Consider the following 23037-nt stretch of genomic DNA (forward strand, 5'->3'; position numbering starts at 1 on the left):
ACCTGATGCAACGATTATGAGGCGCTTCGCGCTGTTTTCAAGCAGCAAAGCCGGCGCACCGGATTTCCCCAGACGGCCTGTCTTCAGGTCTTCTGCGAGTTGGGTTTGGCGCCGTCGCCGCTGTCCTTGTCCATATCTTTGACGATGCCCATGAAGCCCTTCAGGAAACGCTCCATGTAGCTCATCGTTTTGTTGAAATCCTCCTCGCTCGGCAATGTCGATTCGAGGCGGGCCGAGAGCGAATTCTCGAGCCTGGTGACGCGCTCGTCCATGGCTTTCATCGAGGTTTGCAGGCGATCGACCTCGTCCTGGAAGGCAGCGCGTTCATCGGCCGCCATCTTGCAGACGAGTTGGCCGGAGCGCTCCTCGCAGATCGACATCGCGCCCGTCTGTGTGTCCATGCGGACATAGCCGTTGGCGGATTTCTCCAGACGGTAGCGGTCGGCCTCCTCGGAAAAGGCGGACGCCGCGACCAGCGAAACGAGCGCGGCGGGGATCAAGATGTGCTGCAGACGCATGTTGTCCTCCATGGCCAAAGCCTGAGATATCGCATGTTTGCGCCGGAAATGGGGAAGATCCTTGGCACGGCCTTCCCCGCACGGCTGGTTCGGACTATAGCGCAACCATGTCTCAGATTATCTACAAGATAACCCCGGAAGGGCCTTGGCGCGAGGCCGAAGCGAACGGCCGCTTCACCGGAGCGCCGATCGATGTCGCCGACGGCTTCATCCATTTCTCCACGGCGGCACAGGTCAAAGAGACGGCGGCGAAACATTTTGCCGGCCAGGCGGGGCTTCTGCTGGTCGCCATCGACGGGACCAGCCTGGGCGATGCGCTAAAATACGAGGCCTCCCGCGGCGGCGCGCTGTTTCCGCACCTCTACGGCGTGCTCGACCTGAAAGCCGTGCTGTGGGTTCGGCCGCTGCCGCTCGGCGCCGACGGCACCCACCAGTTCCCGGCGCTGGAGGCCGAATGAGCGTGCTCGACCGGATTGGCCAGAAGCTGCTCTTCACGTTCGACCCGGAAACCGCGCATGGCCTGTCGATCGCGGCGCTGCGCTGCGGCCTGCCGGTCGGCGCACGGACGGCGCGCGACGCACGGCTGAAGGTCAGCCTCTGCGGCCTCGATTTTCCCAATCCGCTCGGCATGGCTGCCGGTTATGACAAGAATGCCGAGGTGCCCGATGCGCTTCTCGGCCTCGGCTTCGGCTTTGCCGAGGTCGGCACGGTGACGCCGCTGCCGCAGCCTGGCAATCCGAAGCCGCGCATCTTCCGGTTGCCGGCGGATGAAGCGGTGATCAACCGGCTCGGCTTCAACAATGAAGGCCATGCGGCCGCCGAGAAACGCCTGGTCGGCCGCGAGGAGCGCTCCGGCATCGTCGGCGTCAACATCGGCGCCAACAAGGACAGCGCCGACCGCGTCAACGACTATGAGCGCGGTGTCATCCGCTTCGCGCCTTACGCCAGCTATCTCACCGTCAATATTTCCTCGCCCAATACGCCCGGCCTGCGCACCATGCAGGCGCGCGAACAGCTTGGCGAGCTCCTGTCGCGCGTCATGGCCGCGCGCGCGGCGGCGGCAAGGCAGCCGCCGGTGTTTCTCAAGATTGCGCCGGACCTGGTCGAAGCCGAGCTGGAAGACATCGCCGCCGAGGTCACCCACAACGCCATAGACGGCATCATCGTCTCCAACACCACCATTTCTCGCCCGGCGCTACGCTCCAGCGGCGCGGCAAGCGAGACCGGCGGGCTTTCCGGCCGGCCGCTGTTCGAGCGCTCGACCATCGTGCTGGCCCGTATGCGCAGGCTGCTGGGGCCGGACATGGCCATCATCGGCGTGGGTGGGGTCAACTCCGCCGAGACGGCGCTCGAGAAGATCCGCGCAGGCGCGGATCTCGTCCAGCTTTACACCGGCATGATCTATGCCGGGCCGGCGCTGCCGGGGCGCATCGTCGCCGGCATGGCGCATTTCGCCGAGACGGAACGGCTCAAGTCCATCAGCGACTTGCGCGACCGCCATCTCGACCAATGGGTTTCAAGGCCGCTCAACTGAACGCCGTCCGCAGCCGCAGCCGCAGGATGGCCAGCAGGCTGAGGCCACGCACCAGCAGGAAGACATGCAATGCCGCCCACAGGCCATGATTGCCGAAAGCGGGCGCCAGCGTAATCAGCGCGGCCGCGAAGGCCAGGAAAGACAAAAGCATCATGTTGCGCATGTCGCGCGACCAGGTCGCGCCGATGAAGACGCCGTCCATCTGGAAAGCCAGCACGCCGCTTAGTGCGGTGAAGGCCGCCCAGGGCAGGTAGGTGTCGGCCACCGAGCGGACTTCCTGCGACGTGGTGACGACGGCAACCAGATTGGCACCGGCCAGCAGAAGCACCAGGGTTGCGGCACCCGCCAATCCGAAACCCCAGAACAGGGTCAACCGCACCGCGCGCCGGAACGGGTGCTCAGCCCGCGCACCGACGGCGCGGCCGGCGAGCTGTTCCGCGGCGGTGGCGAAACCGTCGAGGAAATAGCCTGCGACGAGGAAAAAATTCATCAGCACGGCGTTGGCGGCCAGCGTGACCGTGCCGAATTGCGCACCCTGGCGGGTGAACAGCGCAAAGGCGGCAAGCAGCGAGAACGAGCGGATCATGATATCGCGGTTGAGCGACAGCATGCGCAGGAACGCGCTCATGTCGAGCAGGCGTTGGCGTGGCACGGGCGGACTTGCCCTGAACCGCCTGATGACGATGGCGAGGCCAAGTAACATGGCCAGGAATTCGCCGGTGACGGTTGCCCATGCGACGCCGGCGACGCCCCAGCCAAGCTCCAGGCCAAGCAGGATGCAGAGCGCGATGTTGATGCCGTTCAGCACCAGCTGCAGCACCAACCCGAGCCCGCCCTCGCCTCGGCCGAGGACATAGCCGAGAATGGCGTAGTTGATCAGCGAGAAAGGTGCCGCGAGCAATCTGATGCCGATATAGACGCCCATCGCCTCGCTGACGCGCGGCCCGGCATCCATGAACCACCGCCCGCCGGCCGCGATCAGCGGCGAAAGCGCCGCCAGCACGATGCCGGCGACAACAGCGATCAGCACCGCGCGCCAGAACACCGCCTGTTCCTCCAGCGCGTCGTTGCGCCCGAAAGCCTGGGCGACCAGACCGGTGGTGCCGGAGCGCAGGAAATTGAAGGTGGTGAAGACGACGTCAAAGACCAGTGCGCCTGCCGCCAGGCCGCCAAGCAAGGCGGCGTCGCCGAGCTGTCCGACAACAGCCGTATCGACCATGCCGAGCAGCGGCGTCGTCAGGTAGGCGAGCGTCATCGGCACGGCGATGACGAGCACCGTGCGGTTGGTGACGACAAAGGATCCGGGAACGATTGGGGATCCGGCGTCGGCTGGGATTGCACCCTTCTCCAAAGAATTGCTGCCTTGCTGATTGCGGCTTGATCGAACAGCCGGTGTGCCCCATTTTCCGGCCACCGCGCAATCCACCCTTGCCATGGCGGCCAACCGAAATTCCGGTCTGGCGCGAGCCGCCGGATCCGGTCCATGTCCCTCCAGATCGTCCATCATCCCGACTACGACGCCGGCTTCGCCGTCAACCATCGCTTTCCGATGAGCAAATATCCGCTGCTGATGGAGGCCTTGCGCGCACGCGGACTGGCCATGCAGGGGGCGCTCAGCATGCCGGAAGCGGCACCCGCACCATGGCTGAAGCGTGCCCATGCGGCTGACTATGTCGACCAGGTCATCAGCTGTTCGGTGCCGGAAAAGATCGAACGCGAGATCGGCTTTCCGGTCGGCCCGCGCGTCTCGCTGCGCGCCCAACTCGCCACCGGCGGCACCGTGCTGGCGGCCCGGCTGGCCTTGCGCCACGGCATTGCCTGCAACACCGCCGGCGGCAGCCATCATGCGCGGCGCGCGCAAGGCGCGGGCTTCTGCACCTTCAACGACGTCGCCGTCGCTTCGCTGGTGCTGCTCGCCGAAGGCGCGGCGCGGAACATACTCGTGGTCGATCTGGATGTGCATCAGGGCGACGGCACGGCGGACATCCTGGCCGGCGATCCGCGCGTGTTCACCTTCTCCATGCATGGCGAGCACAACTATCCCGCGCGCAAGATCGCCTCCGACCTCGATGTCGCACTGCCCGACGGCACGGGCGATGCCGCCTATCTCGAAAGGCTGATCGCCATCTTGCCGGAGCTGTCCGCCCATGCGCGCTGGGACATCGTTTTCTACAATGCCGGCGTCGACGTCCATGTCGAGGACCGGCTCGGCAGGCTGGCGCTTTCAAACGACGGGCTTCGTGCCCGCGACGCCATGGTCATCGGTCACTTCCGCTCGCGCGGCATCGCGCTATGCGGCGTCATCGGCGGCGGCTATTCTACCGACGTAGCCGCGCTCGCGGCGCGCCACGCCATTCTGTTCGAGGCGGCGGCGGACTACGCCTGACCGCTATTTCCTGTAGTTGGCGATTCTGAGCAGGATGAACGCCGGAACCACGATCGCCGCACCCAGCAGAATATAACCCAGGAAGCGGTCGATGGCATGGAAGCCCAGATTCCAGAGATCCAGGAAGAATTTGCGGATGCCATAGAGCACGTCCATCGGCGACCAGCCGAAGGCGGTCATGACGAGGCCGACGAGGAACGACACCACCAGCAACTTCAGGAGTACCCTGAGCGGGGTGTCGCCGAGAAAGCGCGTCAATGCGGACAAGACCTGTCTCCGGCTCTGATCGCCCGATTCGGCGACAGGATCAGAAATACGCACTTGGCCGCCCCGCTTCAAGCCGGGCGGGCCAAGGCTCTGAACCTGGCTGACAAAGCCTATGACGGCCGGTCCGGCGGTGCCGCCGGCTTTTCATGATAGGAATTTTTTCCTTGACGGGGTGAAGGCAACTATGGTAGATATTTGGCTATGGTGCTGAGTTGCGCCAGGGATCCGCCGCACAGGCGGGTTTATCCGTTCAAGGCTCCGTCAACAGCGCGCCGTCGAAGGCTCCGAAGGAACACGTTAACGCGGATCGTGCCCTGGTACCAAGCCGGCGACCATAGGCGCATGGCAGGCGAGCAGCCGGCGGCGGCTGATCGCGGCCGGCTTATCTGTTTTCTAACCAATTGCCGCTATTGCCATTCCTGGAGCGGGAGCCAGGCTTTGATGGAAGCGGAAAAAATCGGCGCGCGCCGCGCGGTCATGCTTTCGGTTGTCGTGCCGTGCTATAACGAGCGGGACGGCGTGGCTGAGCTTCACCGACGCGTCACCGCCGCTTGCCTGGCGCAAAACCCTTCCTACGAGATCGTGCTCGTCATCGACGGGGCGACCGACGGCACCCGCGAGGCCGTTTTCGAACTGGCGCAAAAGGACGACCATGTCGTCGCCATCGACCTTGCCCGCAACTATGGCCACCAGATCGCGCTGAGCGCGGGGCTGGAGTTCTGCCGGGGCCAGCGCATCCTCATTCTCGATGCCGATCTCCAGGATCCGCCTGAACTGCTCGGCGCGATGATGGCGAAGATGGATGAAGGCTTCGATGTCGTTTACGGTCAAAGGGCCAAGCGTGATGGCGAAGGCTGGTTCAAGCTGGCTTCCGCGTCGATGTTCTACCGGCTGCTGCGCCGGATGGTCGACGTCGAGATCGCGCCGGACACCGGTGATTTCAGGCTGATGAGCCGCCGCGCCCTCGACCATCTGAACGCCATGCCGGAGCGCTACAGGTTCATTCGCGGCATGGTGAGCTGGATTGGGCTGAGACAGGCCGCCTTCTCCTATGAGCGGCAACGGCGTTTCGCCGGCGCCACCCACTATCCGCTCAAGAAGATGGTCCTCCTGGCTGTCGATGCGATGACCAGCTTTTCCATCGCGCCGTTGCGGTTTGCCTCGCTTCTGGGAATGCTTTCCGGCGTGCTGGGGATGGTCGTGCTCGGCTATACGCTGCTCGAGTGGTCGCTGGGAAACGTGCTGCCGGGTTGGACCAGCCTTGCCGCGATCATGCTGATCCTGGGCAGTGTTCAGCTTCTGGTGCTCGGCATATTCGGCGAATATCTCGGCCGGATGTACATGGAGACGAAGCGGCGGCCGCTCTATTTCGTCAACGAGATCGTTTCGCGAAGCGATGTGGCCGTCGAAAACCAGGACCTGCCTGTCCACCGCCTCCAGGAAATGGTGAAGAGAGCCGCGCGTGGCTAAGGCGACGATCGACCGGCCGCAACGGGACCTCTCGACCGGAACGAACGCGAAATGGCCGGGAGCCGCGACATGAACCAAGCCACGGCAATCGCGATGGCTACGCCGTCGCTCGAGGATGCACAGCGCAGCAGGCTGTTGTTCTGTCTTTTCTGCGCCTGCACCGTTGCCTACGTGCTGATGAGGCATGCCAACTCCCTCCTTCTGGATCCTGACAGCTGGTGGCAGGTGAAGGTCGGGCTGGATTTCCTGGCGAACCGGACATTTCCGACCGTCGACCCCTATTCCTATACCTTCGCCGGCCAGCCCTGGATCGCCAAGGAATGGCTGGGGCAGGTGCTTCTGGCGCTCGCCTATGGCGCCGGTGGCTGGAATGGCGTCGTCACGCTGATCATCGCCACGATCGGCCTGACAGTCTTCCTGATGGGATGGTTCCTCAGCGCATGGCTGAAGCCGGTGTTAGCGGTGGTGCTGGCTTTCGTCGCGGCTTTCCTTGTCGCCCCGATCTATACCGCGCGCCCCCACGTTTTCACTTTGCCGATCATCGTCATTTGGACGGCAATGCTGTTTCGCGCGGCGCAGGAGGAAAGAGCGCCATCCCCGTGGCTGCTCGCGCTCGTCGTGTTGTGGGCGAACCTGCATGCCACATTCACCTTGAGCTTCGTCATCGCCGGCTTTGCCGGTCTGTATCTCCTGTCGCGCACAGGCCTGTCGAAACCGGTTCTCCTGGCGAAATGGGTCGCGTTCGGCCTGCTCTGCCCAGTGGTCAGCCTGGTCCATCCCTATGGCGTCAAGGCCATCCTGGCGACGCTTACCGTCGCCTATGGCAATGAAGCGGTGCCGCTTATCCTGGAGTGGCGACCCTTCAACGCCCAGGAAGAGCTCGTCAAGGAAGCCGTGATGCTGCTGGCGCTTTTCGGGCTGTTGGTGTCACGGCTGCGGATTGGCTGGGCCAAGGCACTGTTCATCGTCTTCACCTTGCATACCTATCTCAGTCACCAGCGGTTCATGTATCTGTTCTTCCTTCTGGTTCCGCTGGTGATCATGGCTGAGGTCGCACAGCAATATCCCGCACTTTCAGCCGCGACCTGGCTGGCGCAAAAGCGTGACGGATTGGAAAATTTCTTCGCCAGGCATTACTACGCAATCTCAGGCGCGGTGGCCGTCCTGCTGATCGGCGCGGTCTCGGTCCTCGGCAGCGTCCAACAGATCGCGCCGAGCCCGAAGACGTCCGCCAGCGGAGCACTCGCCTTCGCAAGGGATCAGCACCTGTCCGGCAACGTGCTGAATTCCTACAATTTCGGCGGCACGCTGATCTTCCACGGGATTAAGACCTACATCGACGGCAGGACGGACCAGCTGTTCCTGGACGGGTTCACGAAAACCGACGACGCGACCGGACACAGTGACGGCAAACCACTGCTCGAGGCCCGGCTGAAGAAATACGCCATAGGCTGGGCGCTGCTGGCGGCCGGCGACACCCGCATTCCCTTCTTCGAGGAATTGGGCTGGAAGCGGGCCTACGCGGACGAATACGCCGTGATCTACCTGCCCGGCGCCTGATCCGCGACGCCGGCCCAAACCGGCTTCGGCCCTCCAGCATTCGCCTTGACACCGATGTTGCGGTGCAGCAAATTGCACCGGAGAGGACGAACAAAGTGGGATCGAGAATCAAGGCTTTCTCGCATCGCGGCAATGCCGCCGCATGGGCCGGTGAACCGGGTGCGCCACGACTGCCCCCGGCCACGGCTCGCGAACCGGTCGCATGAACTACCGACGCGACATCGACGGCCTGCGGGCCATAGCGGTGCTGCCTGTCGTCCTCTTTCATTTCGGCTTGTCCGCCATCCCAGGCGGCTTCACCGGCGTCGACATCTTCTTCGTCATATCGGGCTATCTGATCAGCGGCAGCCTGCTCGACGATCTCGAACGCGGCCAGTTTTCGATCGGCCGCTTCTATTGGCGCCGCGCTCGGCGCATCCTGCCGGCGCTGACCTTCGTCATCGTGCTCGCAGGCACTGCCGCCTGGTTCATCCTTTTGCCATCGGACCTGCACGAATTCAGCCTCAGCGTCATCGCGGCCTCGACCTTCTGGTCGAACATCTATTTCTGGAAGACGACGAACTATTTCTCGATCGACGCCGAGCTGCGGCCGCTGCTGCACACATGGTCGCTCTCGGTCGAAGAGCAATATTACATCTTCGCGCCGATACTGGTGTACCTGATCTATCGCTATGCCTCGAAACGCTGGCTGACGATATTGCTGCCGATCGCGATCGGCAGTTTCGTCTTGGCGGTCATGGCGACCTCGATGGCGCCCACGGCGGGTTTCTACCTGTTGCCGACGCGCATCTGGGAACTGGCGCTGGGGGCCATGCTGATGCTGAGAAAGCCGCCGGCACTTGCCAACCGGCCGGCAATGGAACTGATCGGCCTCGCCGGCTTTGCCATGGTCGCCTTCGGCTTCGTCACGATTTCAGAGAGCGACCCCTTTCCGGGCTACAATGCCTTGTTCCCCTGCATCGGCACCGCCCTGCTCATCTATGCCGGCCACGAAAGGGCGGGCGAACAGGGGCCGGCAACCATCGCCACGCGGGTGTTGCAGTTTCCGCCGCTGGTCTGGATCGGCCTCATTTCCTATTCGCTCTACCTCGTTCATTGGCCGATCAATTCCTTCGTCCATTACGTTTCGCTGAAAGCCATCGGCGTGCCGACGATCATCGCCATGACCGTGGCAAGCTTCGCCCTGGCGGCGTTCTCGTGGAAATATGTCGAGCAGCCGTTTCGGCGGAAACGGGCCTACACCGCACCGCTGCCTATCTTCGCCTTTTCCGCGACGGCAATCGTCCTGCTCTGCGTCGGCGGCGTGGCCGGGGCGCTCGGCAACGGTTTTCCGGAACGCTTCCCGGACTTTTCAACGGAACGGATCCAGGTTGGCGACTGGCGCAACGGCATCTGCTTCAACGAAGGCTCGAACCGGATCGAGGATTGGAACCTTGCCGCCTGCACCCGAACGAGCGGCTTTGCCACCAATGTGCTGTTGTGGGGCGATTCCTTCGCCGCCCACTATGTCTCGGGACTTGAAGCCAACGCCCAGAAAATCCAGGCTAACGTCATCCAATACACCTATGCCGGCTGCCCCCCGGACCTGACCTATTTTTCCTATGCCCGACCTGCCTGTACCAGCTTCAACGAGCGGGCCATGTCGATCATCCGCGAAGCCAACATTCAGGCCGTGATCCTGAGTGGCCGATGGACCGACTACGAGGTCAGGGGCTTCGGCGGTCTCCAGAAGACGATCGACCGGCTTCGCCAGATGGGCGTCAAGGTCTACGTCATCGGCCAGTCTCCCGAATTCATCGCCGACGTCCAGAAAATCGCCTTCTTCGCAAGACGAGGAGATGCCGCGAACATGTCCTGGCCGATGGCCATGGATCCGGACATCAACAAGCGGGTTCTGCCCTTTGTCAAAGGCGCTGACTTCATAGACCCGCTGACCTATCTGTGCGACGCCGCAGGCTGCTCGTATGCCGATGCCGGCAACAAGCAATTTCTCTATTTCGACTATGGTCACTTCTCTTCGGCGGGCGCAGCACTCGCCATCTCGAGATACTGGCCGAGCTTTGCAGCCGGCACCGAGATCGCGAAAGTGAGATAGCAGACGGAACCGGCATGCGGCGCGCCGGTCGCTGGGACGGTACCGTGTGAAAAGTGAGCCGCTTTGCGATTGCCCGATGGCCAGCCCTCATGGTAACGAGGCTGCTGCGCGGGTATGATGTAATGGTAGCCTGTCAGCTTCCCAAGCTGAACGCGCGGGTTCGATTCCCGCTACCCGCTCCAGTCTGCGCCAAGGGTTTGAGCCCTTACCAAGCCGCTCCAACTACCGGTTCTCGCGCAATTCCGGGAAAACCGCTCCAGCCGTTTTCCCGGTATCGTTTTAGAGCCAAACACTAACCCAGACGCGCCTGCGCCAGCAGCGGACATGGCGGCGGCCGCGGCGCCAATAGCTGCGGCAGACCCTGCGCCAGGCGCGGCGGCGCCCATGACGACGGTGCCGGCGATGCCACCGGCGATGCGAGATCTGCTCCACCTCGGCTTGATCGTCTCCTTCGAAGACGGCCGCATCAGCCCTGTCGAGGTCGTCCTTGTCGAGCTCGTCAAGGATTCCGTTGCCGTTCGGGACCCCGGCAACTGCTGTGCCGGGCCTGGCCAGGCCTGCAAAAGCAACGGCCCCCGCGACGCCAAGCATTCCAGTAAGAAACAACCGACGTTCCATCAAAATCTCCCGAGTTGTTTATCATCAGCGCATCGTTCCCCGGCTCAAAACGAGCTCCGGCGCGAACGCCGATTGGCCTTTGAACGCACTTACCTGGTTTTTGTTCCGGTCACCCCACTTCGCGCAGGATGAAATCATGCAGCATCTTCGCCGCCGGCGACAGCGCACGGTTCTTCACTGTGATCAGGCTGTAAGGCCGAACCTCGATGTCGAATTCGGTCTGCACGACGTCGATGGCGCCGGCCAGCCCTTCGGGATTCTGGATGAATTTCGCCACCTGGACCGAGACCGGCGCGATGGCGTCGGAGTGCGCGACCATGACCAGGGTCAGGAGCAGCGAGCTGGTGTTGAGGATGCGGTCCGGCAGCGCGATGTTGCGGTTCAGGAAATTGCTCTCCATGGCCTGGCGCAGCGGCGAGCCGCCGGACTGGAAAACCCAGTCATAGGCCGCGGTCTCCTCCAACCGCACCGCTTTGCCCTCGGTCAGCGGATGGCCCCGGCGCACGATCAGGCAGGCCTTCTCGACGCCGATGACACGGGACTCGAACAGCCGCGGGTTGAGATCGTCGGGGATGCGCGCGATGATGAAGTCATGGCGCGACGCGATCAACTCGCGCGCCAGCACGTTGGAGGTCTCGACCTGCATGGTGATCTCGATGCGCGGGTAGATGCGGCGGATTTCGCGGATCGCCGGGACCGCGAGCTCGATCGCGGGCGCCGTCACCGCACCGAGGAACACCGAGCCGCCCTTGCCCGCCTTGAGTTCGGAGATCTCGCGATCGACCTCGCGCATCTCCAAAAGGATGGAGCGCGCGCGCCTGGCCAACGCCTTGCCATAGGGGGTCAAGGTGACGCCGCGCGGCAGCCTTTCGCAGAGCGTGACGTCCAGCACGGCTTCCATCTCGGCGATCATGCGCGAGGCCGCCGGCTGTGAGATATTCATGACCTGGGCGGCGGAACTGACCCGGCCGTGATCGTCCAGTGCAACGATCATGCGCATATGGCGCAGGCTGAGGCCGCTGCGCAGCAGGGTCTCGCCGTCACCGGGGAGCACCTCGTAACCTTCTGAAATCCCGCCAGGGTTGCGCAACGTTGCCATTGATTTCCCTTCGCTCCCAATGCCCTTGAGTTTAGCGTCAACGTATACCAGTTTCGGTATAGCAATCATCAAAGATCGCATTTGACAGTTATGGCAAAGGGACACACCCTTCGCGCGTCCTGGGGCGTGCCAGTCGATGACGAGGAAAATCGTGTCGATTGAAATCAGTCCCAGGGCCGATTGGGAGGATACCGGAGATCGATAGACGACAGCGGCGCTTGCGCTTCTGCTCGCCTGCGCGGCCCGCGAAGCCCCGAGGTGTCGCGTCCATCAACCAGGGAGAGTAATTGTGAAGATCATCAAGACGCTGGCCGCCGTCGCGGCCCTTGGCATCGCTGCCATGACCTATTCGGCGCACGCCGCCGACAAGGGTCTCGTCGGCGTGCTGATGCCCACCAAGACCTCGCAGCGCTGGATCAACGACGGCGACGCCGTCAAGTCCCAGCTCGAGGCTTTGGGCTATACGGTCGACCTGCAATATGCGCAGGACGACATCCCCAACCAGCTCAGCCAGCTGGAAAACGAAATCACCAAGGGTCCGAAGGCGCTGATCATCGCCTCGATCGACGGCACCACCCTGTCGGATGCGCTGCAGAAGGCCGCTGATGCCGGCGTCGTCGTCGTCGCCTATGACCGCCTGATCAAGAAGACGCCCAATGTCGACTACTACACCACGTTCGACAATTTCGGCGTCGGCGTGATCCAGGCGAATTCGCTGGTCAAGGGCCTCAAGGAGCGCTTCCCGAATACCAAGCCGTGGAACGTCGAACTGTTCGGCGGCTCACCCGACGACAACAACGCCTTCTTCTTCTACAACGGCGCGATTTCCGTCCTGCAGCCGCTGATCGATGACGGTTCGATCAAGATCAAGTCCGGCCAGACCGGCATGGACAAGGTCGGCACGCTGCGCTGGCTCGCCGCCACCGCCCAGGCGCGCATGGACAATCTGCTGTCAGCCAACTATTCGGACGGCAGCCGCGTCGATGGCGTTCTGTCGCCCTATGATGGCCTGTCGCGCGGCATCACCGCCTCGCTGCGCGCTGTCGGTTACGGCACGGAGGCCCAGCCGTGGCCGATCGTGACCGGCCAGGACGCCGAGACCGCCTCGGTCAAGCTGATCATCTCGGGCGAGCAGTACTCGACCGTGTTCAAGGACACCCGCGAACTGGCCAAGGCCACCGTCGAGCTCGTCGACAAGGTGCTCTCGGGCGGCAAGCCGGAAGGCCTCGACACCAAGACCTACAACAACGACGTCAAGGTCGTTCCCTCGATCCTGCTGACGCCGCATGAGGTCGACAAGTCGAACTACCAGGCCCTGGTCGTCGACTCCGGCTACATCAAGGCCGACGAACTGAAGTAAATTCGGTTGTATAGCCAGGGGTCCTGCGCAACGCAGGGCCCCTTTTCGTTCACCAGCGACCCCGGTATTGTTGCGGGTCTCGCAGGAGCACTTTACCCATGGCCTCGACGATTTTGGAGATGCAGGACATCACCAAGACGTTTCCCGGCGTCAAGGCGCTGTCGAACGTCAACCTTCGGGTCGAGGAAGGCGAGATCCACGCCGTGGTCGGCGAGAACGGCGCCGGCAAATCGACGCTCATGAAGGTGCTGTCGGGCGTCTATCCCTCCGGCACCTATGACGGCCAGATCATCTTTCAGGGCCAGGAATGCCAGTTCAAAGGCATTCATGACAGCGAACGCAAGGGCATCGTCATCATCCACCAGGAGCTTGCGCTGGTGCCGATGCTGTCGATCGCCGAAAACATCTTCCTCGGCAACGAACACGCCCGATACGGCGTCATCGACTGGAATGCCAACGAGGCGCGCACCAGCGCCCTGCTGAAGAAGGTGGGCCTCAAGGAGGACCCCAAGACGCTGATCACCAATATCGGTGTCGGCAAGCAGCAGCTGGTCGAAATCGCCAAGGCGCTGAGCAAGGAGGTCAAGCTCCTGATCCTCGACGAGCCGACGGCGTCGCTCAGCGAAAAGGACAGCCAGGCGCTGCTCGACCTTCTGCTCGAATTCAAGCGACAAGGCATGACCTCGATCCTGATCTCGCACAAGCTCAACGAGGTGAACCGGGTCGCCGACAAGGTGACCGTCATCCGCGACGGACGAACCATCGAGACGCTGTCCAGGAAGGACATCTCGGAAGACCGCATCATCACCTCGATGGTCGGCCGTTCGCTCGACGACCGCTATCCGCCGCGCGAGCCCGATATCGGCGAGGTCGTGTTCGAGGTGAAGAACTGGTCGGTCTATCACCCGCTCCATGCCGAGCGGCAGGTGATCAAGGGCATCGACATCAATGTGCGCAAGGGCGAGGTGGTCGGCATTGCCGGGCTGATGGGCGCCGGGCGAACCGAATTCGCCATGAGCCTGTTCGGCCGCTCCTATGGGCGCCGCATCACCGGCGAGGTGCTGCTCAAGGGCAAGCCGATCGACGTCTCCTCTGTGAGCAGGGCGGTCGAACACGGCATTGCCTATGTGACCGAGGATCGCAAGACCTACGGCCTCAATCTCATCGACCATATCAAGCACAACATTACGCTGGCCAATCTCGGCGGCGTGTCGCGCCACAGCGTGATCGACGATTTGCGCGAGCTTGCCGTCGCCAACGACTATCGCAAGCAGACCAACATCCGCGCCTCCAGCGTCTATCAGATGACCGGCAATCTTTCCGGCGGCAACCAGCAGAAGGTGGTGCTGTCGAAATGGCTGTTCGCCGACCCGGAAGTGCTGATCCTGGACGAGCCGACGCGCGGCATCGATGTCGGCGCCAAATATGAAATCTATACGATCATCGCGCGCCTTGCGGCCGAAGGTAAGGCGATCGTGGTCATCTCGTCGGAAATGCCAGAACTGCTCGGCATCACCGACCGCATCTATGTCATGAACGAAGGCCGCATCGTCGGCGAAATGCCCGCGGCGGACGCAAGCCAAGAAAGAATAATGCGCGCCATCGTTCGGGGAGAAGGAAAAGCAGCATGAGCACGGAAAGCGCCCCCGCCCCGCAAAGCAACGTCGCCGAAGATGTAGGGCAGCGTCCACGCATCGCCGTATCGGCGCTGGCGACGAACCTGCGCGAATACGGCCTGATCCTGGCGCTGATCGCCATCATGGTGTTCTTCCAGTTCACCACCTCGGGAACGCTGTTCAAGCCGGTGAACCTGAGCAATCTGGTGCAGCAGAACTCCTTCATCATCGTGATGGCGCTCGGCATGCTGCTGGTCATCGTATCGGGTCATATCGACCTCAGCGTGGGGTCCGTGGCCGGCTTCATCGGCGCGCTGGCGGCGATGATGATGGTGATCTGGCCTCTCGGCATATTCAGCAACCCGCTGGTGGTCTCCATCGTCTGCCTGATCGTGGGCGGCCTCATCGGCGCGGCGCAAGGCTACTGGATCGCCTATCACCGAATACCGAGCTTCATCGTGACGCTGGCCGGCATGCTGATCTTCCGCGGCATATGCCAGGCGCTGCTCGGCGGCGGATCTTCGGTCGGACCGCTGCCGCCCGAGTTCAAGGCGCTCAGCTCCGGCTTCATTCCAGATGTCATCGGACCGCTGACGCTGATCCCGCCAACGGTGAATGCAGCCGGCAAGACGATTATGGGCAGCGGTCTGACGCTGCACATGACGACGATCGTGCTGGGCCTGATCGCCGTGCTGGCCTATGCCTATTTCGGGCTACGGACGCGACGCAAACGCGAACGCCACGGCTATGAGGCCGAGCCCTTTACCCTGTTCGTCATCAAGACGCTGGTCGGCAGCGCGCTGGCGCTGTTCCTGGTCTACCAGTTCGCCAGCTATCGGGGCCTGCCGGTGGTGCTGCTCGTCATGGGCCTGCTGATCTCGCTGTTCGTCTTCGTCACCAAGCGCATGACGATCGGCCGCCGCATCTATGCGATGGGCGGCAATGCCAAGGCCGCGCAGCTGTCGGGCATCAAGACCGAGCGCCTGACGCTTTACGTGTTCGTCAATATGGGCGTGCTGTCGGCGCTTGGCGGCCTGATCATCGCGGCACGCCTTGGCCAGGCCGTGCCGGCGGCAGGCCTCGGCAGCGAGCTCGACGTCATCGCCGCGGTGTTCATCGGCGGCGCCTCGGCGATGGGCGGCGTCGGTCAGGTCATCGGCGCGGTGGTCGGCGGCTTCATCATGGGCGTGATGAACAACGGCATGTCGATCATGGGCGTCAATGTCGACTGGCAGCAAGTGGTCAAGGGCCTGGTGCTGCTCGGCGCCGTGATCTTCGACGTCTACAACAAGAACAAGGCCTGAACAGGCTTCAGGCGAGGCAAGCAGGAGGCATACGGTCGCGGCGCTGCCGGCAATTCGCCGGCTTGAAAAAGTCCTTCAGGACCGAGCTCGCGAGCGCAATCCGGACGACGAGTTCAACCCGTGGCACGGCCAGTCCGAGCCGCGCAGGTCAGGGTTTGCCAGAAGGCAGCCATGCCAAGATATGAGAGAGGACTGATCATGCTGATCTCGCAGATTCTCGACGACGCCGAGACAATCCGTGTCGTTGCACGCACGGGCGGCAAGACCCGGATCATCAACGGCGCGCGCAGCGTCTATTCGCTGGCGATGGAAGCCGCTCGTACCGGCGTGGGCCTTGCCGCGCTGATCGAACGCAAGGGACTTGGCGAGACCGTCGATCTCGACGCCGCCTACAAGAAGGGGCGGCTGCTGTCGCCGATCAATCATCCCGATCCGGCGCATCTGCATCTGACCGGCACGGGGCTCACGCATCTCGGCTCGGCGGCAACGCGCGATTCCATGCACAAGAAGCTCAGCACCGACGGCGAAGAGCAGCTCACCGATTCCATGAAGATGTTCCGCATGGGGCTGGAAGGCGGCAAACCCGCGAAAGGCCAGATCGGGGTGCAGCCGGAATGGTTCTACAAGGGCAATGGCACGATGGCCGTGGCACCGGGTGCCGCGCTCCTGTCACCTGCCTTCGCCAAGGATGCCGGCGAGGAGCCCGAGGTTGCCGGCATCTATGTCATCGGCGACGACGGCGCGCCGTTCCGGGTCGGCTTCACTCTGTCCAACGAATTTTCCGACCATGTGACCGAACGCGTGAACTACCTCTTCCTCGCCCATTCCAAGCTGCGCAACGCCTCCTTCGGACCGGAGATCCTGGTCGGCGACCTGCCCGCCGACATCAGGGGCTCCTCACGCATCTGGCGCGACAGCAAGTTGATGTGGGAAAAGCCGTTCCTGTCGGGCGAAGCGAACATGTCGCACACCATCGCCAATCTCGAACACCACCATTTCAAATATTCGGCTTTCCGCCAGCCGGGCGACGTGCATGTGCACATGTTCGGCACCGCGACCCTGTCCTTCGCCGACGGCATCAAGACCGAGGCCGGCGACGTGTTCGAGATCGAGGCCGGCGATTTCGGCCTGCCGCTGCGCAATCCGCTCGAAATCGAACAGCCGGTGAAGGTGGCGGTGAAGGCGCTGTGAGATGAGCGTGATCTCCTCCCTGGTGGGAGGAGATCGGCAGCTTCCATCTCAATAAATATCGAAGTCGAAATACTTGTCCTGGATCTTCTTGTAGGTGCCGTCGGCGACGATGGCGTCAATGGCTGCGTTGAGCTTGTCGCGCAGCGCCGTATTCTCGAGACGCACGGCAATGCCGGCTTCGGTCTCGGTGCCCTTGACGTCACCGACCATCTTGCAGCAACCGTCGCTCGCCTTCTTCATCCAGTCCATCAGCACGAACTTGTCGGAAAGGACGGCGTCGAGGCGGCCGTTCTGGAGATCGGTGATTGCCTCTTCCTGGGTCGGATAGAGCTTCGCTTCGGCGCCGGCCTTGCCATAGACGTCCTGGGCGTAATTGGCCTGCGTGGTCGCCGCCTGGGCGCCGACCGTCTTGCCGGTGAGTGCCGCCGGTTCGGTCGAGGCGATGTCGCTGTCCTTCAGGGCGACGAGCGACAGCGGCGTCGTATAATATTTGTGGGTGAACGCAACCTGCTTCTTGCGCTCCTCGGTGATGCTCATCGAAGCGATGATGGCGTCGAACTTCTTGGCCTGCAGCGCCGGGATAATGCCGTCCCAGTCCTGGGTGACGATCTCGCATTCGACCTTCATCTGCGCGCACAAGGCGTTGGCGATGTCGATGTCGAAGCCCTCGACCTTGCCGTCGGGCGTGATGGTGTTGAACGGCGGATAGGCGCCCTCGGTGCCGATCTTGATTTTCTCCGCCGCATGCGCCGACAGGACGCCGGCACCAAGCGTCAGCATGGCGGCGGCGGCCGCCGATACGATCCATTTCGAAATCTGCATTTTCATTCCCCTTGAGCGCCGCCACGTCGGCGGCCGGCGAGGCAGCCAAGCATGGCGAGCCGGCGCAGGCAAGTATCTTGCCTGACGGTGATGAGCGTTCAGGGCGCGGCGCGAAAGTGCTTGGACAGCTTCAGGCCCTGCGCCTGGTAGTTCGAGCCGAGCTCGGTGCCGTAAAGCGCCTGCGGCCGCTTCAGCATATGCTCGTAGACCAGCCGGCCGACGATCTGGCCATGATCGAGGATGAACGGCACCTCATGGCTGCGCACTTCGAGCACGGCGCGGCTGCCGGTGCCGCCGGCCGCCGAGTGGCCGAAGCCCGGATCGAAGAAGCCGGCATAGTGGACACGGAACTCGCCCACCAGTGGATCGAAGGGCGTCATTTCGGCCGCGTAGAGCGGCGGCACATGCACCGCTTCCTGGCTGACGAGGATGTAGAACTCGTCCGGATCGAGCACCAACTCGCCGGCGCCGCTCTTGTGGATCGGCTCCCAGAAGTCGACGATCTCCTGCGCCGCGCGTTTGTCGACATCGACGAGGCCGGTATGGTGTTTGCCGCGATAGCCGACCAGCCCGTCACTGTCGCCGTTGAGATCGATCGACAATGCGATGCCGCCGCCGGAGATGTTCGGCGGTTCGGTGGCGACCAGCATTTCGGCCCGGTGCAATTGATGCAACTCTGCTTCCGAGAGCAGCGCATTGCCGGTGCGGAAGCGTATCTGCGAAAGGCGCGAGCCGGCGCGCACGACGATCGGGAAGGTGCGTGGGCTGACTTCGAGATAGAGCGGACCATGATAGCCGACGGCGATCTTGTCGAACTCGTGGCCGCGATCGGTCATCACGCGGGTGAAGATATCGAGCCGCCCGGTCGAGCTCTTGGGATTGGCGGACGCCGAAATTTCCGCCGGCAACGCCAGGCTTTCGAGCAGGGGCACGATGTAGACGCAGCCAGTTTCCAAAACGGCGCCGTCGGCCAGGCTGATCTCGTGCAGCTTCAGCCGGTCGAGTTTTTCACTGACCTTGTGGTTGGGACCCGGCAGGAAGGACGCGCGCACCCGCCACGCCTTGTCGCCGAGCCTCAGATCAAGGCTGGCCGGCTGGATCTGGTCGGCGTCGAGCGCACGCGACGACTTCAGCGCGCCGGACTGGAACAGCGCCGCAATGTCCTGATCGGGAAGAATTCCTGTCTGCCGCAAAGTCTGGCTCCGCTCTGCTGGTACAAATCTCTTAATGAAGCCGGCAATTGACGCAAGCGTGGCGCGGGTCTAAAGGGTCGTTATCCCGTGGTGATTTGGCCGGTCGGCTTGCAGCCACGTTAAACAAGTCGCTAAAGGACCGTCGGGCCGCAAGGCCGCATGGACCGGTTGCGACTTTTTCGCGGCCGGTTTTTTTGTGTTTGGATAGGACGATGACGAGCAAGACGCGCAACTGGAAGCCTCAGACCGCACTCGTGCATGGCGGAACCCTGCGTTCCGGCTTCGGCGAGACTTCCGAGGCGATATACCTGACCCAAGGCTATGTCTATGAGACGGCCCAAGCCGCCGAAGCCCGCTTCAAGGGCGAGGAACCGGGCTTCATCTATTCGCGCTACGCCAATCCGACCGTCGACATGTTCGAGAAGCGCATGTGCGCGCTCGAAGGCGCCGAGGACGCGCGCGCCACCGCGTCCGGCATGGCGGCGGTGACGGCAGCCCTCCTGTGCAGCGTCAAGGCCGGCGATCATATCGTTGCGGCGCGCGCCCTGTTCGGCTCCTGCCGCTGGGTGGTCGAGACGCTGGCGCCGCGCTACGGCATCGAGGCGACGCTGGTCGACGGCACCGACATCGCCAATTGGGAAAAGGCGGTTCGGCCCAACACCAAGCTGTTTTTCCTGGAAAGCCCGACCAACCCGACGCTTGAGGTGGTGGACATCGCCGCCGTCGCTTCGCTTGCCAATTCGATCGGCGCGCGGCTGGTCGTGGACAATGTCTTCGCCACGCCGCTGCAGCAGAAGCCGTTGCAGCTCGGCGCGCATATCGTGGTCTATTCGGCGACCAAGCACATCGATGGCCAGGGCCGATGTCTCGGCGGCGTCATTCTGTCGGACAAGAAGTGGATCGACGAGAACCTGCACGATTATTTCCGCCATACCGGCCCCAGCCTGTCACCGTTCAATGCCTGGACGCTGCTGAAGGGCCTGGAAACGCTGCCGCTGCGCGTGCGCCAGCAGACGGAGAGCGCCGGCAAGATCGCCGATTTCCTGGCCGAGCAGCCGGAGATCGCCCGCGTGATCTATCCCGGGCGCGCCGACCATCCGCAGGCTGACGTCGTGAAGAAGCAGATGTCGGGCGGTTCCACCCTGATCTGCTTTGACGTCAAGGGCGGCAAGCAGGGTGCCTTCGCCTTGCAGAACGCGCTCGACATCGTCCTGATCTCGAACAATCTCGGTGACGCCAAAAGCCTGATCACCCATCCGGCGACGACGACGCACAAGAACCTCAGCGACGAAGCGCGCGCCGAGCTCGGCATCGGACCCGGCACGCTCAGGCTGTCGGTCGGGTTGGAAGATACCGACGATTTGCTGGACGACATCGCGCAGGCGTTGAAGGCCCGATGAGGACTGGTGGCAGACCGAGGATTACAGGCCTGCCGCTTTGCGCAACGCTTCGTTCATGCGCGTCTGCCAGCCATCACCACCGGCCCTGAAACCGTCGACAACATCGGCGTCGAGGCGCAACTGTACCGCACGTTTGGGTCGCGCAAGCGGCGGTCGGCCAACTTTGCGGCGCGAAGCGGCATCGGTCGGCTGCGCATCCGGATCGGCCTCGGCGGCGGCAGTGATCGCAGCATCTTCCTCGTCGGTCCTCGCGCCAAGCGCCTTTCTGGCGAGCCCCAAAGCATCAGCGCGCGACTGCTTTGGGGGAGTAGCCTCGCGGCGCACGATCGTCTTAGAGGTTTTCGACATAGTCCGTAATCTCCTGTCTCGTTGCCTTGCGTAGCGAAATTACGCGGATCGCATGGCTTCGCTCGACATAGACCATCACATAAACGCCAGCCTCGATCAGACCGATGGCAACAAGACGATCCTCGCCAAAATCCTCGCTGTCATCGAGCCGGATAACGGCATTGGCGAAATCGAAGGACGGAGCGATCGCGAAATCCACGCCATGCTTGGCCCTGTTTGTCTTTGCCTTGTTTCATCCCACTCGAACAGCATCGCCGTCGGGGCGCTCCATAGGTTATTGTATACACAAAAATAGAGCCAAGTTCAACAATTTTTGTATATACGATAACCTTCCTCGACATCAAGCTGAACCGCCGACATCAAGCGCGGGAGGGCGTCTCTTCGAGCTCGGCCGCCTTGGTGCCGATGGTCATGGCGTTGCCGCGCCAGTCGACGGCCCCGCCCAGCCAACCGCGCATCCAGATCGCCGGCAACATCAGGTCGCGTGCGATCATCGCGGTGACGATGCGCGGCGACAGATACCAGCCCTTTGCCGAGGCGAGCATGCATTCCGGCAGGTAGGCGAGCGCCAGCACGCAAAGCGCTGTCATGGGCAGGCTGACGCCGGCGCTGGCCGCGGCGATCAGCGCCAGCACGAGCGGAGCCGCCACGCCGGTCAGGATCTCGGGCGCGAAGAAGAGCGGAAAGGTGACGCGGCGCAGGCGCGCCCAGCGGGCCTGGCGCGACCAGATCTCGCCCGGCATGCGCTGCCCGAGCGGCTGCTCGAAGGGCGAAGCGACGAGATTGACGCGCAGGCCGAGCCTGTTGACCAGTTTGGTCGACGCGGCATCCTCCGCGATCTCGGCGGCGAGCGCACGGATGCCACCATTGGCGTCGAGCATCTGCTTGTTCCACAACATGCTCTTGCCCTGGGCAAAGCCGAGGCCAAGCGCCTCGCCGGCATATTGCCAGCGCGCCTGCAGCGTGTTGAGGAAAGCGCATTCGACTTCTGCCCAGAAGCCGTCGGGCCGCGAACCGATCGGCGTCGAGCAAACCAGGCCGGTGTCCCGCCGCCATGCCGCCATCAGGTGCTGGACGTAGTCTTTCGGCATCAGCACGTTGGAATCGGCGAGAATGACCCAGTCGTGGCGCGCTGCCTCCCAGCCCTTGACGCAGTTGTTCAGTTTCGGGTTGGCGCTGACGCGGTCGTCGCCGGTGAGCAGGCGGGCCGGCACGGCTGGAAAGCGGGCGATCGCGGCGCGGATCGGCTTGACCGCGGGGTCGTCGGCATGGGCGACACAAAAGATCAGTTCGTAGCGCGGCCAGTCGAGCGAGAAAGCGCGCTCAAGCGTCTCATGGGTAAACGGCTCGACGCCGCGCGCCGGGATGACGATCGAGACAGGCAGCGGCTTGCCGGCCGGCGGCGCGATGGCGGCGCGCCGTTTCAGGCGCGAGCAGGCGAGCAGGATGCTGGCGAGATTTGAGGCGATGAGAGCGATCGAAAGCGAGCCGGTTATGAGAGCGAGTTCCATCGATATCCGGTCACTCCAGAAAACCCGGCCCGCTTGGCGGCCGTTTTCGACAGTTCGACAGAGCGCCCGAGTCGCCCGGCATTGCTGGTGCACACCATCATTGTCATGTGTCACTCAAATGACATTGTTTGTCGGCACCTGCCCTTCAGGGACAGCAACTCGGACGCGCACGGTTGATCGAACCGCAAAGAGCGCCGAATGTTCCACACCGGATTTGTTTTGGAGCCGCTCATGTACCGCGCCGTCACGCGCAACATCGAAGTGCAGGTCAGGCCGTTCTATCTCGAGGACCGCTCGGATCCTTCGGAAAACCGCTATGTCTGGGGCTACCAGATAACGATCGACAACCAGTCCGACGAATTCGTGCAGCTGTTGTCGCGCTATTGGCACATAACCGACGGCGCCGGCCGGGTCGAGGAAGTGCGAGGTGCCGGCGTGGTCGGCGATCAGCCCGAACTCAATCCCGGCGACAGCTATCAATACACGTCGGGCTGTCCGCTCTCGACCCCGTCGGGGATCATGGTCGGTCACTACACCATGCGCAACGAGCGGGGCGAGACATTCGACATCGCCATCCCCGCCTTCTCACTCGACCTGCCGGGGACAAGGCGGACGGTGAATTAGACGAGGCAAAATCGGCGACAGCGTCGTTCTCCCCGTCACTATACGGCGAGAAATGTCCGGCAGGAATGAGGGGCAGCGCCGCCCCTCATCCGCTCTTGGGCCCCTTCTCCCCGTAGAACGG

22 protein-coding genes, 1 tRNA gene and 1 riboswitch are annotated in these 23037 nt (G+C 63.0%); of the genes, 14 read left to right on the forward strand and 9 right to left on the reverse strand.

Going from position 1 to position 23037, the window contains the following annotated elements; translation table 11 throughout:
* Positions 1–83: 83 nt before the first annotated feature.
* The gene (locus FJ942_RS08360) at positions 84–518 is read right to left on the reverse strand and encodes a hypothetical protein (RefSeq protein ID WP_140513277.1); all 435 of its coding nucleotides are present in this window, start codon (positions 516–518) and stop codon (positions 84–86) included.
* A gap of 107 nt (positions 519–625) precedes the next feature.
* Between FJ942_RS08360 and FJ942_RS08365 the strand changes: the two genes are divergently transcribed.
* Complete coding sequence (locus FJ942_RS08365) at positions 626–976, forward strand: DUF952 domain-containing protein (RefSeq protein ID WP_140496591.1); 351 nt, start codon at positions 626–628, stop codon at positions 974–976.
* Positions 973–2052, forward strand: coding sequence for a quinone-dependent dihydroorotate dehydrogenase (locus FJ942_RS08370; protein WP_140564790.1), 1080 nt, complete (start codon positions 973–975; stop codon positions 2050–2052). The genes FJ942_RS08365 and FJ942_RS08370 overlap by 4 nt, the downstream gene beginning before the upstream one ends.
* Here the strand turns inward: FJ942_RS08370 and FJ942_RS08375 are convergent.
* Positions 2045–3307, reverse strand: a complete 1263-nt coding sequence (locus FJ942_RS08375) for an MATE family efflux transporter (protein WP_224518988.1) — start codon at positions 3305–3307, stop codon at positions 2045–2047. The two genes, FJ942_RS08370 and FJ942_RS08375, sit on opposite strands and share 8 nt — an antisense overlap.
* Before the next feature lie 228 nt (positions 3308–3535).
* Here FJ942_RS08375 and FJ942_RS08380 point away from each other — a divergent pair, with 228 nt between their 5' ends.
* Positions 3536–4438, forward strand: a complete 903-nt coding sequence (locus FJ942_RS08380) for a histone deacetylase (RefSeq protein ID WP_140564791.1) — start codon at positions 3536–3538, stop codon at positions 4436–4438.
* Positions 4439–4441: 3 nt separating this feature from the next.
* On the opposite strand, the gene FJ942_RS08385 is transcribed toward FJ942_RS08380, so the two are convergent.
* Complete coding sequence (locus tag FJ942_RS08385) at positions 4442–4705, reverse strand: DUF6460 domain-containing protein (RefSeq protein WP_140496599.1); 264 nt, start codon at positions 4703–4705, stop codon at positions 4442–4444.
* A gap of 441 nt (positions 4706–5146) precedes the next feature.
* Between FJ942_RS08385 and FJ942_RS08390 the strand changes: the two genes are divergently transcribed.
* The 5 genes from FJ942_RS08390 to FJ942_RS28460 all read left to right on the forward strand — a co-directional run bounded on the left by FJ942_RS08390 (position 5147) and on the right by FJ942_RS28460 (position 10580).
* Positions 5147–6175 carry a glycosyltransferase family 2 protein gene (locus FJ942_RS08390; RefSeq protein WP_140513269.1) on the forward strand — a complete coding sequence of 343 codons (1029 nt, stop codon included), beginning with the start codon at positions 5147–5149 and terminating at the stop codon, positions 6173–6175.
* Between the two features lie 69 nt (positions 6176–6244).
* Entirely contained in the window at positions 6245–7735 is a 1491-nt protein-coding gene (locus tag FJ942_RS08395; RefSeq protein WP_140897476.1) for a hypothetical protein, read from the forward strand.
* Positions 7736–7937: 202 nt separating this feature from the next.
* Positions 7938–9830 (forward strand): acyltransferase family protein, encoded by a 1893-nt coding sequence (locus FJ942_RS08400; protein ID WP_140897477.1) that lies wholly within the window; start codon positions 7938–7940, stop codon positions 9828–9830.
* Between the two features lie 108 nt (positions 9831–9938).
* Positions 9939–10012: transfer RNA gene (locus tag FJ942_RS08405), tRNA-Gly, on the forward strand.
* 202 nt (positions 10013–10214) lie between these two features.
* Positions 10215–10580 carry a hypothetical protein gene (locus tag FJ942_RS28460; RefSeq protein ID WP_181169865.1) on the forward strand — a complete coding sequence of 122 codons (366 nt, stop codon included), beginning with the start codon at positions 10215–10217 and terminating at the stop codon, positions 10578–10580.
* On the opposite strand, the gene FJ942_RS08415 is transcribed toward FJ942_RS28460, so the two are convergent.
* Positions 10558–11547, reverse strand: a complete 990-nt coding sequence (locus FJ942_RS08415; protein WP_140513261.1) for a LysR family transcriptional regulator — start codon at positions 11545–11547, stop codon at positions 10558–10560. The genes FJ942_RS28460 and FJ942_RS08415 overlap by 23 nt on opposite strands.
* Positions 11548–11836: 289 nt before the next feature.
* Here FJ942_RS08415 and chvE point away from each other — a divergent pair, with 289 nt between their 5' ends.
* The 4 genes from chvE to araD1 all read left to right on the forward strand — a co-directional run bounded on the left by chvE (position 11837) and on the right by araD1 (position 17018).
* The gene (gene chvE, locus FJ942_RS08420; RefSeq protein ID WP_140496611.1) at positions 11837–12907 is read left to right on the forward strand and encodes a multiple monosaccharide ABC transporter substrate-binding protein; all 1071 of its coding nucleotides are present in this window, start codon (positions 11837–11839) and stop codon (positions 12905–12907) included.
* A 98-nt stretch (positions 12908–13005) separates the two neighbouring features.
* On the forward strand, positions 13006–14538 hold the full coding sequence (gene mmsA, locus FJ942_RS08425; protein ID WP_140496613.1) for a multiple monosaccharide ABC transporter ATP-binding protein: 1533 nt from the start codon (positions 13006–13008) through the stop codon (positions 14536–14538).
* Entirely contained in the window at positions 14535–15827 is a 1293-nt protein-coding gene (gene mmsB, locus FJ942_RS08430; protein ID WP_140496616.1) for a multiple monosaccharide ABC transporter permease, read from the forward strand. Before mmsA ends, mmsB begins: the two co-directional genes overlap by 4 nt.
* Positions 15828–16025: 198 nt before the next feature.
* Complete coding sequence (gene araD1 / locus FJ942_RS08435) at positions 16026–17018, forward strand: AraD1 family protein (protein WP_140496620.1); 993 nt, start codon at positions 16026–16028, stop codon at positions 17016–17018.
* Positions 17019–17066: 48 nt separating this feature from the next.
* Here the strand turns inward: araD1 and FJ942_RS08440 are convergent, their stop codons facing one another.
* Both FJ942_RS08440 and FJ942_RS08445 read right to left on the reverse strand, forming a co-directional pair.
* Entirely contained in the window at positions 17067–17798 is a 732-nt protein-coding gene (locus FJ942_RS08440; RefSeq protein ID WP_348642135.1) for an ABC transporter substrate-binding protein, read from the reverse strand.
* A gap of 140 nt (positions 17799–17938) precedes the next feature.
* Positions 17939–19033 (reverse strand): 2'-deoxycytidine 5'-triphosphate deaminase, encoded by a 1095-nt coding sequence (locus FJ942_RS08445; RefSeq protein WP_140523969.1) that lies wholly within the window; start codon positions 19031–19033, stop codon positions 17939–17941.
* A gap of 77 nt (positions 19034–19110) precedes the next feature.
* Positions 19111–19188, forward strand: a riboswitch (SAM riboswitch).
* A gap of 57 nt (positions 19189–19245) precedes the next feature.
* Here FJ942_RS08445 and FJ942_RS08450 point away from each other — a divergent pair.
* Positions 19246–20433: an O-succinylhomoserine sulfhydrylase gene (locus FJ942_RS08450; protein WP_140513257.1), complete on the forward strand. Its 1188-nt coding sequence runs from the start codon at positions 19246–19248 to the stop codon at positions 20431–20433.
* Between the two features lie 21 nt (positions 20434–20454).
* On the opposite strand, the gene FJ942_RS08455 is transcribed toward FJ942_RS08450, so the two are convergent.
* From FJ942_RS08455 to FJ942_RS08465, 3 genes are all read right to left on the reverse strand, one after another.
* Positions 20455–20781: a BrnA antitoxin family protein gene (locus FJ942_RS08455; protein WP_140897479.1), complete on the reverse strand. Its 327-nt coding sequence runs from the start codon at positions 20779–20781 to the stop codon at positions 20455–20457.
* Positions 20765–20980, reverse strand: coding sequence for a BrnT family toxin (locus FJ942_RS08460; protein ID WP_140496630.1), 216 nt, complete (start codon positions 20978–20980; stop codon positions 20765–20767). Before FJ942_RS08460 ends, FJ942_RS08455 begins: the two co-directional genes overlap by 17 nt.
* Before the next feature lie 160 nt (positions 20981–21140).
* Positions 21141–22292, reverse strand: coding sequence for a ceramide glucosyltransferase (locus FJ942_RS08465; protein WP_140557635.1), 1152 nt, complete (start codon positions 22290–22292; stop codon positions 21141–21143).
* Between the two features lie 231 nt (positions 22293–22523).
* Between FJ942_RS08465 and apaG the strand changes: the two genes are divergently transcribed.
* Positions 22524–22916, forward strand: coding sequence for a Co2+/Mg2+ efflux protein ApaG (gene apaG / locus FJ942_RS08470; protein WP_140496634.1), 393 nt, complete (start codon positions 22524–22526; stop codon positions 22914–22916).
* Positions 22917–23037: the final 121 nt, after the last annotated feature.

The organism is Mesorhizobium sp. B2-4-2, assembly GCF_006442845.1.
Classification (GTDB): domain Bacteria; phylum Pseudomonadota; class Alphaproteobacteria; order Rhizobiales; family Rhizobiaceae; genus Mesorhizobium.